Source organism: Spongiibacter taiwanensis, assembly GCF_023702635.1.
GTDB classification, from domain to species: Bacteria; Pseudomonadota; Gammaproteobacteria; order Pseudomonadales; family Spongiibacteraceae; genus Spongiibacter; species Spongiibacter taiwanensis.
In genome coordinates, this window is record NZ_CP098455.1 from 2,484,533 (window position 1) to 2,496,865 (window position 12,333).

Here is a 12,333-nt window from a genome sequence, read left to right on the forward strand (position 1 = left end):
TCGTTTGTATCATCTACTAATATACCGCTGGCAAATATGTTTAAATTTTTACGAAAGGTCAGGTCCTCCGATTTTGTTCTGGTCTATACCATGGGTAAAGTTGGTTCAAGTACTGTGGAGGGGCTAGTATTAAATTCCTACCATACGCATACATTTTATGGAATGCCTCCTTCCTTTCCTTACCATCTCTATAAGTATGGGCGGCTAAAGATATTGCTTAGAAAATATTTTGTGTACCCATCGAAGCGTCTGATTCTATATCTGAATAGAAAGAACGTGACCATAGTGACGTTTTTTCGGGATCCTGTGGCACGTGATCCTTCAATGTTCTTCCAGGATCTCCCTTATTGGCTTACGTACTACATGTCGAAAAGTGGAGTTAAGAGCCGGAGTGAGGATCCTGATTTCCTAAGGGTTGCGTTTAAAGAAATTTTTCCTCGAGATTACCCGGAGCGATGGGTCAGGTTGGAGCTGTGTAGGCTTGCAGGAATAAGATACGAAGATGCATGCTTGGGTGGTGAGCCATTTAAAGTAATCGAGTCGGGTCGGTTTAGGGTTTTTATTGGTCGTAGCGAGAAAATGGAAGAATGTTTGAAGGCATTGATCCCCTATTTGAATTTGAGCTCTAAAGTGGTAGATGAGGACAAAAATAGAGGCTCAAAAAAATGGTATGCACAGTTATATCGAGAGTTTTGTTTGGCTGCTGAAGATGACATCAAAGATCACTGCTCAAAAGGCTTTAGGGATGACAATGGATACAGTTAAGAAGGTCTCGCCTGACTTTATTGTCGCGGGTGCAATGAAATCAGGTACTACATGGCTGCACAGAACTTTGGATAGATTGGAAAATGTTAAGTTTCCAGAGCAAGAAATCCATATTTTAGATTGCAATGATCCTTTTGTTCATCCGGATTTCGTAGCTGCGGATAGTAAGGGTTTGGTTTTCCTTGATGCTTCTAATCTCAGCTGGACTTCAGCGGTTGAAAAAATTGGAAGTGCTTATTCAGCTAAGCATTTAGTAGGTTGGGATTCAACTACGCTATTCCATTCTAAAATTAATTTTAGGAATCTTGCCGAAGCTTTTCCAAAGCTTAAAATTCTAGTGGTACTAAGAAATCCTACAGAAAGAGCATTTTCTCACTATTGGCACCTTGTTCGAACTGGACGAGCGACGTCTTCTTTTGAGGGCGAAATATCAAGAGGTAATTTAGAGTTGCTTGATCGCAGTATTTATAGGGATCAAGCAAAAAAAATTAAAGAGGCATTTGGAGAAAGGGTCTGCTTCATGCTGTATGAGAATATTTTTAAATCTCCGGAAGCTGAGTTCGACAGGTTGGCTGATTTTTTGTGCATTGGTTCAAATAAAGTGAAGAGTATTCTAAATGACTCTTTGGGCTCAAGGGAAAACAGCGGAATGTATCCCAATTGGCTTTTCGGCTGGTTGCTCACATCTAGAGTTTTTAAGGGCTTGGAGAGGGGGCGATACTCTAAAGATATATTAGTTGGTGGTGTGATGCCTGCAGGTTTTAGATATTTGCTTTACAAATTGAAAATAGTATTAATGGTCGTTGGCGGTCTTGGGTTCAGCAGGACAAGGAAGAGGTGTATGAAATTATCTACTAGGGAGTACTTGAACCGCTATTTTCGCGAAGCAAATTATGATCTGGATGAGATTATTGGCTTGCCGTCTTCACAGATTTGGTATTTATGAATGCAAGCAGTTGAGGTTGGAGAAAATTTCGGCGCATCTAAGAAGTTTGGCAATAATGAACGGCTAAGTTATCTCTGGTGTTCATGCTTGTTTTTAGTCTGCTTTTCGCCAATTCTTGAGGCCGTATTGTGGAGACGGCTTGATGTAATTGATGAGTTGGTGACGGTTCTATTTCTATTACTTTTGCTATTTAAACTGCTAAAAACTGGAGTGGCTGGCAAGGAATTTGTTTTCTTCTTGGTTCTTATTGTTTCCGTCGTATTTTTTAGTCTTATGCTTGGCAGAAATCGAAGCGCTGTGGAGGTGGTGAGTCAGGCTTTTTTGATGTCAAAATTATTTGTGTTTTTTTTATTCGCTAATGAATTTGTTCATCAAAAAGTTGCTTTGGCTTTCTTTAAGATTGTTTTGGCGATCACCTTTATTGGGGTTGTGATGAACATCCTAAATCCTCAAGTATTTCTTCATCTCGGTTTGAATGAAAAAATTCGCGAAGAATTCACGTCGATTAATAGAGTTGGTGGATTCCAATTAAATGCGAATAGAGTGGCGCATCTATTTGCCTTATTGTCATTTGCGTCCGCTGAAATGCTCGGAATGCGGAAGAAACTATATTTTGTTTTGCTAATTTTCGCTGCGGTGGGTTTGGTTTTTACTGGGGGGCGGCTTGGTATGGCATTGTTTGTCATCGGGCTTTCGTTGAAAGTTCTCTCCGCATACAAATCAAATATACGAATAGTCATATGGTTTTTGGTGTCGCCTGTTTTCGCATATATCGCATTTTACGGCGCCTCTATCATATTCTTCGGTGAAGAGGGGTTAAAAAATGATATAGGATACTTTCGGTTATTCCTATTGACGGAGGGTGGGCGTCTTGCTCTTGATTATTTCCCGTTTGGCAGCGGGTTAGGTACTTATGGAACGAAATTTGCTTATGACGTGGGCGTCTATCAGGAGACCAGAGTTGCTGATACATTTTTTTACCGCGCTGATACAGCTTTATACGACTGCAATGTTGCCTCTTTGATAGGTGAGATGGGCTTCTTCTTCGCTGCTATGTTTTTAATACTTTTGTTTCGTTTGGTATCCAAAACCAAATGGAAGTTTGATAGGACAATTTGGCTTGGGGTTTTGGTTTTTGTGAGCTTTTCATTGTTTTTTGAAAGCTTTTTAAGCAATTCAATTTGCGCAGCATCTTTAGTTCTTTTTCTTTTCGGGCTTGAGTCAGCCTCGAAAAAGGAAGAGTAAGTGGTATTTCAATTGAAGGAATCAAGTTTTGAAACCAACTAATGCGGTAAATGATGCTGTAAAACCAATTTTTGTATTTGGTTATTCCCGCAGTGGCACTAAATTTATGTGTAATCTACTGGAGAAGGCTACGAAGGGGAAAATCTCTCATTTGGGTGAGCTTCACTATTTTGGCCGTCTGTCTGTATCGCCTCAGGATACCATTGGATCTCTTCGGCAGGCAGAAGAGCTTATAGTGAAGCTCAGCAAGCAATACATCAAACGGATGGATTGTCCTTATTCATCTGCTCAGGAAATCCAAGAAGTGGTTGGCGATGTTTTGGTCAAGAATCAAAATATAAAGTTCAAATATCAAGTTTTGAGTATATTCATAAAAGCGTTGCAGGATGATTTGCAAGCTCTTCGGCTATGCGACGGAACGCCGAGAAATTCTTATTATATCGAAGAGATATTGACCGTATTCCCGGAAGCTCGATTAATATTCATGTTGCGCGACCCGCGCGATTGCATATTCAGTCAAAAGCGTAAGCCATTCCAAGTATGGGATAGGGGGGGGAAAGCTGAAGCTTTTCGACTGTTTTTTAATTATAACCCTATTCTTATGGCGAAGTTTTGGCGGTCGTCAGTGAAAAATTTAATGAAGTATGTGGGTGACGATAGGGTTCACCTCGTTAAGTACGAGGAATTGCTTTCTGAGTCCGCTAAAACGCTTAATTCATTAGCTGATTTTTTAAGCATTCCAGAAGAGGATTTGTCGGAATTTTCTGGCACTATCAAAGTTAATAATTCTAGGAAGTTTGTCGAAGGGCTTTCGCGGGGTGAAATATCATTAATTGAAAAAGTCGGGGGCGAGGAAATGAAATCTATGGGTTACGATTCCGTTGTTACTCAGCCCTTAGGGCTGGGGCTTGGGTTTTCTTATTTTTTCTGGCTTATTCGGTTGGTGGCTTTCTCGCCTTTCGTTTATATCCTTAATCTTTCAAAATTTTTTAATGCCGCCCACGAGATTAAGAAGCGTATAATGAGTTGATTTTTTAATGATATGACTAATTTCGGGGCTATTCGTTAAATGAATAATCTTTGGTTGATTTTGGGTGGGTGTCCAAGAAGTGGCACTACGCTGCTAAATTTTTTCCTCAATTCGCATCCTTTTATAAGGTTGTCTAACGAGCAAGATCTTTATAGAACTGCAAAAATAATTGATACCTGCTTCTATAGAGAAGAACATATAAACAAAAGAACCCCCAGAGGGTTGTCAAAAAAGGAGGAATCTGTCGGCGCGTATGAAGACGAAGTTGATGTTTCGACTATTAAGCGTGCTAAATCTATTTCTCCTACATTGACAGCTATGTACACCTCTTCTCTTCTTGGGGATCAAGAGGATTTGAGCAAGTTTATTATTGGGGATAAGTACCCGAAATATTACACGTGGGATTTGGACTTTGTCTCCTCTGTGCTTGGGGTGCCAAAATTTATTCACGTTACTAGAAATCCGTACGATGTAATTAATTCATGTATCCATCGTAGGGATATGGCGATTTCGGGAAATGATTGGTGGCCGATTCGATCTTCGTCAGAATATTTAAATGACTGGATTGATGCATGGAATTTTTCAAGTGAAAAAAATTTAAGTGACGATTTTCTACATATTAAATATGAGGATTTCATAGAAAATCCATCCGCCGTTTCCCAAAAACTAGCGAGTTTTCTGGATATTGAAAATCGCTTCGACATTTCAATTGTCAATGTCAGAAGGCCGGAGGTGGCTAGGGAGTCGCAATACAAAAAGTTGATTGAAGCTCACTTGGCAGAAGAGATCCTTTGCTGGGATATGGATGTCTATGAGTTGCAAAAAAAGTTTCCGGTAATAAAGAGAGCGCACGTTGGGCTTGATGCGGAAAGGCTTTCGTGCCTCTATCAAAGGAAAAAGAAGCAGTGGAGATCGAGATGAATCCTGTTGACTTGGTTCTCAGTAACGACTTTTGTATCGGCTGCGGGAATTGTGTTCACATTGAAAATTCCCATTATTCTATGAACATCAATGAAATCGGTGCCATTATAGCGACTGATCGATCGACAAATGATGCAGCAAGCAATTTCTCAAGTGAAAACGCGCTTGGCTCAGTGTGTCCGTTTGCAGACGAGTCTCTTCGGGAGGATGCAATCGGTCATGAGCTTTTTCCAAACACACCATTTAGAAGTCCCTATCTTGGGAATTATGAACTTGCATATGGTGGTCATGTCAAGGAAGGCGAATTCCGAGGCAGGGGTACGTCTGGTGGCATGAGCAAGTGGATAGGCGCTGAATTATTGAAGGAAAATAAGATAGATTACTTCATTCAGGTTGCTGCAACGGGAACTAATAGCCCTTTATTCAAATATATGATCTTCGACAGCGCAAGCAGTGTTCTTGATGGTTCAAAAGCTTGTTACTATCCTGTAAGTCTTGACGAAGTATATAAAATCGTCAAGAGTCATCCAGGTCGATATGCGATTACAGCAATTCCATGTTTTACAAAGTCGATTAGGCTGATGCAGAGAGCGGATGTCGTTATTAAGGAGCGGATTGCTTTTGTAGTCGGTATTATTTGTGGCGGTCTTAAGACCGCCAATTACGCGAAATTTATTGCGATGCAATATCCGATACCTTTTGACAAGGTACGCTCGATCGATTTCCGCCGCAAAACTAAAGATTCTCCAGCGCGCGTTCAGGCAAGCACAATCGCCTACCAGAATGATGAGGGTAATTTAGTCGATGAGTGGCGCCCGAATTCCAGCCTTAAAGGGCTCGACTATGGGATGGGGCTGTTCAAGCCAAAAGCATGTGATTTTTGTGATGATGTTGTGGGCGAGCTCGCTGATATTAGTGTTGGCGACGCATGGTTGCCCGAATTCGTACGCGATTCTGACGGAGACTCGATTATTGTTATTAGGAATTCAGAGGTATCATTTTTGGTTCAAAAGGGTTTAAGGGAAGGGCGGCTGGCATTAAGCGAGCTCGACGAGCGGGACGTTGTTGCCTCACAAGCGGCTGGCTTCCGGCATCGGCGCGAGGGGTTGGTCGTGCGCCTTGAGGAGGAAAGGAAGGCCGGTAGATGGGTGCCTAACAAACGAGATTTTGGAATACAGGCGCATAAAATTTCTAAACAGCGAAGGGCAATATATAAGTTGCGTGCAGAAATATCTGCCGGGAGTCATGATAAATTTCTGGAAGCGTTGGAAGAGGGTTCAATAGAGGTATTTTTGAATTGGTTGGGCCCGATGCATGCGAAGTATAAGGATATTAATAAACCAAGCTTGATGCGGCGCGTCATCAAAAAAATTACTAAAGGAAGGATTGGCGGTGGGTGAGTCGAAAGTGCAGCCAAAAGTCTTAATCGTAACATTGAGTAAGTCATTGAATTACGGTGCATATCTGCAAGCATATGCTTTGCAAAGTGTTTTACAGTCTCGGCGGTTAGATACATACTTTTTGGATCTATACGATTTGAGACAGAATGTAAGGCGTTTTAAGTCGTTGTTCAAAAAAAATGACAGGAATTTTTCGGGATTAATTTTTGGGTTAAAAAAACTTTATCAATTTTGGCTCGCTGAAAAGAAATTTAAATTTTTGAAAAAGGTTGATGGAGATTTTTCTGCCGCGTTTTTTGGTGCCGATGAGATTTGGAGCTTGGTAAACAATACCTTCGTTAGCTGTCCGGAGTTCTATGGATTGAATTTGGAAGGTTTGAAAAAATACTCATACGCGCCTAGCGCCGGTAATACCACAGTTGAGATTGCTTGTAATAATAATGCCTTTAGAACTGGTGTGCGGGGTATTAATCGTGTTTCTGTAAGGGACAAAACAACTCAGCTTATAGCCTCTGAAATTTTAGGTAGCGCTGGAATTCCGATAGTGTTAGATCCAGCATTTTTAGCTGATTTTCCTAGTGAAGAATTTTTTCTGCCGTTCGATGAACCTTATGCGGTTGTTTATAGCTACGGACTGAGTAAGTCTCGGGCCGTCGAAATTCGGAACTACGCTGATAGGGCCGGGTTGAAGTTGGTATCTCCGGGTTTTAATAATGACTGGTGCGATCTAGTAGTGGCATGCAGTCCTTTTCAATTTCTGACGATTATTCAGCGTGCGCAGTGTGTTTTTACGGATACTTTCCACGGCACTGTTTTTTCAATCAAGTACGAAAAGAATTTTGTTAGTTTTGCCCGAGGGAAAAATAAGGTTGTTGATCTTCTGGAGAGGTTAAATCTTTTGGGGGCAGTTGTGGACGATGGTGATGTGTCGTGTATTGATGAAATAGTAACGTGTTATTCAGGTTCCTTTGATGCTTTGCGTAGTTTGATTGATTTGAGTAATAATTTTATTAATGAATGTGTAGCAGATATTTTTTCGGATGTCGGCAATTAACGTGCGAATTTTGAGATGAAAAACCGGAAAATAGCAAACGCTATTTTTGCATTGTGCGCAAAGACGAGCGGATTGATTTTTGCTCTGGTGTTGTCCATATTAGTTGCTAGGATTTTTGGTATCAGTGCCACAGGAATCATCACCTTGGGCACGTCATGCGGTACCTTGGTGGGATATTTTGGTTCTGCTGGCTTAAACCAGTCGATGACAAAATTTGTCGCTAGCAATTTGGTGCTCGGGAAGGGTGAAATGTTGGCGCCTGTCATAAGAATGGTTTATCTGTTCAGTTTTGGCGCTACAGTTTTTATTTCTTCTTTAATACTTTTGCTATTGGGCTTGAAAAAGGAAATGGCATTCGATGGCAATGAATACATCCTTTTTTCGGTTTTTTTCTTGGGGTCGGCCTTAAATTTTGCCTCACTTGCTTCTGTCGGTGTTGTGCGCGGTTTAAAGAAGCCTTGGCAGTCCGTCATGTTGGAGGGGGTTCCTGTTCCTCTGGTCAGTTTGATAATTTTGGGATTAGGTTTTTTTGGGGTAAGCGATTTCGATTTTTGGCTATATTCCATACTTTGGTTATTGGGTGTTGTAGGCGTAATAAATTTCCGACTGGTTATTTGTCGTTATTTCTTGCGGAATGTTCCGGGGGGACGCATACATCCAAACATTGAAATCCCAAGTTTAAAAGATATGCTGGTCTACTCTAGGCCATTCCTAATTGGTTCGATATCGACACTGGCGCTTGTCAATGTCGATAATATTATGTTGGGATTTATGGTTAGCAATGAGGACCTTGGTGGATATTCGATAGCTTATCGGTTGGCTGCTTTATTGATGATTTTGCAGGCTATAACTGATTCGTTCACCGCGCCACGGATAGCTGAGTTGGGTGCGCAAAAGAATTGGTTGAAAGCGATTGAAGTATCCTCAAAGGCTTGTTCTTATGTTATAGCGCTTGCATGTCCGGTAATGATTGTTTTTTTCTTTTTCGGGAAAAATATAGTAGGTATTTGGGGTGCTGAATTCGTTAGATATGTCGATGTTCTCTATGTGCTTTTGATTGGTCAGTTTGTCAATGTTGCTTGTGGTCCTGCTGGAAAAGTGCTCATGTACGGCGAGTTTGGCTGGCTTAGGAATGCCATATGTATCGGCGCGCTGGGTATTGATATCGCGTTGAACTATATTTTTATCTTGAAGTATGGCTATTTAGGGGCAGCAATTGCCACTTCATTTAGTATAGCTTGTATGCAGTTTTGCTTCTGGTTGGCAGCTGGGAAGGTTAGTCATTTGTATATTGTTCCCAAAGTTAAGTACATCATGCAGGTTTTAGGTATAAAGGGCTAACAGGTGTTCATCAAACTTTTCATGGTCTTTAAGCTCATGTTAAAAACTTCCCTCAAAAATTTTGTCTCTTCGGGCGCAATGTTTAGTCAGATAATATTGACTTCAAGTGCTCGAGTAGAGTTCGAGGCATAAATTTGCCCGCAGGAATCTGGAAGTTTTTGTGGAAGCATTTTGATTTCTGAGGAGCTCTATGAAACTTTTAGGTCACAGCTAAACGGTTAGGGCACAATTTTTTATATAATTCAATTTGGTTTTCTTTTATGAAAGTTACAGTATTTGGTATTGGTTATGTTGGGCTAGTTCAAGCGGCTGTGCTTGCTGATGTAGGGCATTCCGTTGTTTGCGTGGATGTGGACGCCGAGCGTGTTAGAGATCTTATGCAGGGAGGGATTCCAATATTTGAACCCGGCCTTGCCCCGCTTGTTAAGAAGAATTTCGAAGCCGGTCGTTTGCAATTTACTACTGACGCCGATCAAGGGGTTAAGCACGGCCGGGTGCAATTTATTGCGGTGGGTACTCCGCCGGATGAAGACGGCTCGGCGGATTTGAAATATGTGTTGGCGGTGGCGAAGACTATTGCTACACATATGGCGGAGTCGCGGATTATTGTCAATAAATCTACGGTGCCGGTGGGCACTGCTGATAAAGTCAGCGCCTGTATTGCGGAGGTGTTGGCTGAGCGGGGGGTTGAGCTTGCCTTTGATGTGGTTTCCAATCCGGAGTTCTTGAAAGAGGGGGCTGCGGTGGCGGATTGCCAGCGGCCTGACCGGATTATTATCGGCACGGATAACCCCAAGGTCGAAGAGCGTATGCGGGAGCTGTACGCACCGTTTAACCGCAATCATGAAAAGTTGATTGTGATGGATGTGCGGTCGGCTGAATTGACTAAATATGCTGCCAATTGCATGTTGGCCGCCAAAATCAGTTTTATGAATGAAATTGCTAATCTGGCGGAGCGTTTGGGGGCGGATATTGAAAAGGTGCGCCAGGGGATAGGGTCAGACCCTCGCATTGGCTATCACTTTATATATCCTGGTTGTGGTTATGGCGGGTCCTGTTTCCCTAAAGATGTGCAGGCGCTGGTACGTACTGCCGAGAAGGTGGGTTATGCGCCGGAGTTATTGAAGTCGGTCGAGGCGGTTAATTTTCGGCAGAAGAGTAAGTTATTTGCCAACTTGTCGGCGTATTTTGAGGGGGATTTGGCCGGGAAAAAAATCGCGCTTTGGGGATTGTCTTTCAAGCCAAATACCGACGATATGCGGGATGCGCCAAGTCGTGTCCTAATGGAAGCTCTGTGGAAGGCGGGGGCCTCGGTACAGGCGTTTGATCCAGAGGCAATGAATGAGACTCAGCGTATTTACGGTAACCGCAAAGGTTTGGCGTTGATGGGGACCAAAGAGGCGGCATTGAATGACGCTGATGCTTTGGTGGTGTGTACCGAGTGGAACGTGTTTAAAGCGCCGGATTTCGATTTGATAAAAGAGATGCTGATTAGCCCGGTAATTATTGATGGTCGTAATATTTATGACCCTGAATTGGTTGAAGGGTATGGTATTGCTTATTACGGTATCGGTCGCGGGCGCAGCGTTTGCTTAGTCTAGTATTGTCACAATGTGTTATGTTCTGGCTTTTAGCTCGGTGAGTAAAGTACCGATATGCGAACGATAGTTCTTGCGGGTGGTAGTGGTAGCCGCCTCTGGCCTGCTAGCCGCCGATCTTTCCCCAAACAGTTCTTATCATTGTGCGGTGAGCAAACCATGCTCCAGGCCACCATCGACCGCCTTGCGGGTTTGGATAACGACGGCATGGTGGTGATCTGCAATGAAGAGCACCGCTTTATTGTTGCCCAGCAGGCCGTCGCGATGGGCACCAATACCGATGCCATTATTCTGGAGCCCGAGGGGCGTAATACGGCGCCGGCGATTGCGCTAGCGGCCTTTGAGGCGCTGGATGGTGCTGCCGGTGAGTCACCCTTGTTGTTGGTGATGGCGGCAGATCATTTGATTGAAGATGTGGCGGCATTTCAGGCAGCGGTGGCCTTGGCCAAGGTGCAGGCGGAGGCCGGCAAACTGGTGACTTTCGGGATTGTGCCTACCTCGCCCCATACCGGCTACGGCTATATTCAGCGGGGCGTCTCGTTGGATGGTGGCGCCTTTGTGGTCTCGCGTTTTGTGGAAAAGCCCGATCTGCAGACCGCACAGACCTATGTGGATGAGGGCGAGTATTACTGGAACAGCGGCATGTTCCTGTTTTCTGCTCAAGTTTATTTGGATGAATTGAAACAGCACCGCCCCGATATTTATGCGGCGTGCGAAAAGGCCTACGCGGGCAAAACCCGGGATGCTGATTTTCTGCGTTTGGATAAAGAGGCCTTTGCCGCCTGCCCGGATGATTCCATCGACTATGCGGTGATGGAAAAGACGGATAAAGCCGCGGTAGTGCCCATGGATGCGGGCTGGAGTGATGTGGGAGCCTGGTCTTCTCTGTGGGAGGTGGGTGACAACGACGCGGAAGGCAATGTGCTGATGGGAGACGTGCTCACCCAGAGTACCCGCAATTCTTATGTTCGTGCAGAGCACCGTTTAGTGGCCACCGTGGGGCTGGAGGATGTGGTGGTAGTGGAAACCACCGATGCGGTACTGGTGGCGGCCAAGGACAAAGTGCAGGATGTGAAAAGCATTGTGAATACCCTGAAGGCGCAGGGCCGCAGCGAGTTTTTGCATCACCGCCATGTGTATCGGCCCTGGGGCGTGTATGACTCCATTGATAATGGTGACCGCTATCAGGTGAAGCGGATTACCGTTAAGCCGGGGGCAAAGTTATCTGTGCAAATGCATCACCACCGGGCGGAACACTGGATTGTGGTGTCGGGCACCGCCAAGGTCACTATTGGTGAGAACACGATTATGTTGACCGAGAACCAGTCGACCTATATCCCCATTGGTGAGGTCCACGCGCTGGAGAACCCCGGGGTGATTCCGCTGGAGTTGATTGAGGTGCAGTCTGGCTCGTATTTGGGTGAGGACGATATTGTGCGGTTTGAGGATCGCTACGGTCGGGCATAGATTTTCTCTCGTCATACCTGCCCCGGATCAGGCCAAAGGCGGGCTGTGAGGTGCTTTTGTCATACCGGCCTCCGAGCCGGTATCCAGCGGGGTTGCCGTTCCTTTGCGGCCGGCTCCTTCGCGCGGTTCTGAGTATTGTTGGATTCCGGGTCGCTGAACAGCGCGCCCCGAATGACGGTTTCGGGAGGTTGGGGGCTTTCCTCCTGCCAGCCCCGGGGCCGGGTTCGAGGCAGGCTATGTGCGCCCTTGCGAAACTTTTGTCATACCGGCCTTCGAGCCGGTATCCGGTGGGGTTGCGGTTCCTTTGCGGTCGAATCCTTCGCACGGTTCCGGGTATTGCTGGATTCTGGGTCGCTGAACAGCGCGCCCGGAATGACGGTTTCGGGAGGTTGGGGGCTTTCCTCCTGCCAGCCCTCGGGTCGGGTTCGAGGCAGGCTATGTGCGCCCTTGCGAATCTTTTGTCATACCGGCCTTCGAGCCGGTATCCAGCGGGGTTGCCATTCCCTAGAGTCCGTGCCCTCATGCTGTCTTTCTGCTGGCATCCGGCAGAGCGTTTAACATTGGTG

At 44.7% G+C, this 12,333-nt stretch carries 10 protein-coding genes; all 10 read left to right on the top strand.

Annotation, left to right across the window (positions count from 1 at the left end):
- Window positions 1-90 precede the first annotated feature (90 nt).
- The 10 genes from NCG89_RS11475 to NCG89_RS11520 all read left to right on the top strand — a co-directional run bounded on the left by NCG89_RS11475 (window position 91) and on the right by NCG89_RS11520 (window position 11,767).
- Window positions 91-765 (top strand): putative capsular polysaccharide synthesis family protein, encoded by a 675-nt coding sequence (locus NCG89_RS11475; protein WP_251086676.1) that lies wholly within the window; start codon window positions 91-93, stop codon window positions 763-765.
- On the top strand, window positions 710-1,711 hold the full coding sequence (locus NCG89_RS11480; protein WP_251086677.1) for a sulfotransferase family protein: 1,002 nt from the start codon (window positions 710-712) through the stop codon (window positions 1,709-1,711). Before NCG89_RS11475 ends, NCG89_RS11480 begins: the two co-directional genes overlap by 56 nt.
- The gene (locus NCG89_RS11485; RefSeq protein WP_251086678.1) at window positions 1,712-2,956 is read left to right on the top strand and encodes a hypothetical protein; all 1,245 of its coding nucleotides are present in this window, start codon (window positions 1,712-1,714) and stop codon (window positions 2,954-2,956) included.
- A 28-nt stretch (window positions 2,957-2,984) separates the two neighbouring features.
- On the top strand, window positions 2,985-3,986 hold the full coding sequence (locus NCG89_RS11490; RefSeq protein WP_251086679.1) for a sulfotransferase family protein: 1,002 nt from the start codon (window positions 2,985-2,987) through the stop codon (window positions 3,984-3,986).
- A 39-nt stretch (window positions 3,987-4,025) separates the two neighbouring features.
- Window positions 4,026-4,907, top strand: a complete 882-nt coding sequence (locus NCG89_RS11495; protein WP_251086680.1) for a sulfotransferase family protein — start codon at window positions 4,026-4,028, stop codon at window positions 4,905-4,907.
- Complete coding sequence (locus tag NCG89_RS11500; RefSeq protein WP_251086681.1) at window positions 4,904-6,307, top strand: Coenzyme F420 hydrogenase/dehydrogenase, beta subunit C-terminal domain; 1,404 nt, start codon at window positions 4,904-4,906, stop codon at window positions 6,305-6,307. Before NCG89_RS11495 ends, NCG89_RS11500 begins: the two co-directional genes overlap by 4 nt.
- Window positions 6,300-7,361, top strand: coding sequence for a polysaccharide pyruvyl transferase family protein (locus NCG89_RS11505; RefSeq protein ID WP_251086682.1), 1,062 nt, complete (start codon window positions 6,300-6,302; stop codon window positions 7,359-7,361). The genes NCG89_RS11500 and NCG89_RS11505 overlap by 8 nt, the downstream gene beginning before the upstream one ends.
- Window positions 7,362-7,376: 15 nt before the next feature.
- On the top strand, window positions 7,377-8,702 hold the full coding sequence (locus tag NCG89_RS11510) for an oligosaccharide flippase family protein (RefSeq protein ID WP_251086683.1): 1,326 nt from the start codon (window positions 7,377-7,379) through the stop codon (window positions 8,700-8,702).
- A 260-nt stretch (window positions 8,703-8,962) separates the two neighbouring features.
- Entirely contained in the window at window positions 8,963-10,303 is a 1,341-nt protein-coding gene (locus tag NCG89_RS11515) for a UDP-glucose dehydrogenase family protein (RefSeq protein WP_251086684.1), read from the top strand.
- Window positions 10,304-10,357: 54 nt separating this feature from the next.
- The gene (locus tag NCG89_RS11520; protein WP_251086685.1) at window positions 10,358-11,767 is read left to right on the top strand and encodes a mannose-1-phosphate guanylyltransferase/mannose-6-phosphate isomerase; all 1,410 of its coding nucleotides are present in this window, start codon (window positions 10,358-10,360) and stop codon (window positions 11,765-11,767) included.
- The last annotated feature ends 566 nt before the right edge of the window (window positions 11,768-12,333 follow it).

Bases quoted from the DNA above. Each gene is read 5' to 3' on its own strand.
- NCG89_RS11475 (WP_251086676.1), top strand. From the start codon at position 91: ATGGGTAAAGTTGGTTCAAGTACTGTGGAGGGGCTAGTATTAAATTCC.
- NCG89_RS11480 (WP_251086677.1), top strand. From the start codon at position 710: ATGACATCAAAGATCACTGCTCAAAAGGCTTTAGGGATGACAATGGAT.
- NCG89_RS11485 (WP_251086678.1), top strand. From the start codon at position 1,712: ATGCAAGCAGTTGAGGTTGGAGAAAATTTCGGCGCATCTAAGAAGTTT.
- NCG89_RS11495 (WP_251086680.1), top strand. From the start codon at position 4,026: ATGAATAATCTTTGGTTGATTTTGGGTGGGTGTCCAAGAAGTGGCACT.
- NCG89_RS11500 (WP_251086681.1), top strand. From the start codon at position 4,904: ATGAATCCTGTTGACTTGGTTCTCAGTAACGACTTTTGTATCGGCTGC.
- NCG89_RS11510 (WP_251086683.1), top strand. From the start codon at position 7,377: ATGAAAAACCGGAAAATAGCAAACGCTATTTTTGCATTGTGCGCAAAG.
- NCG89_RS11515 (WP_251086684.1), top strand. From the start codon at position 8,963: ATGAAAGTTACAGTATTTGGTATTGGTTATGTTGGGCTAGTTCAAGCG.
- NCG89_RS11520 (WP_251086685.1), top strand. From the start codon at position 10,358: ATGCGAACGATAGTTCTTGCGGGTGGTAGTGGTAGCCGCCTCTGGCCT.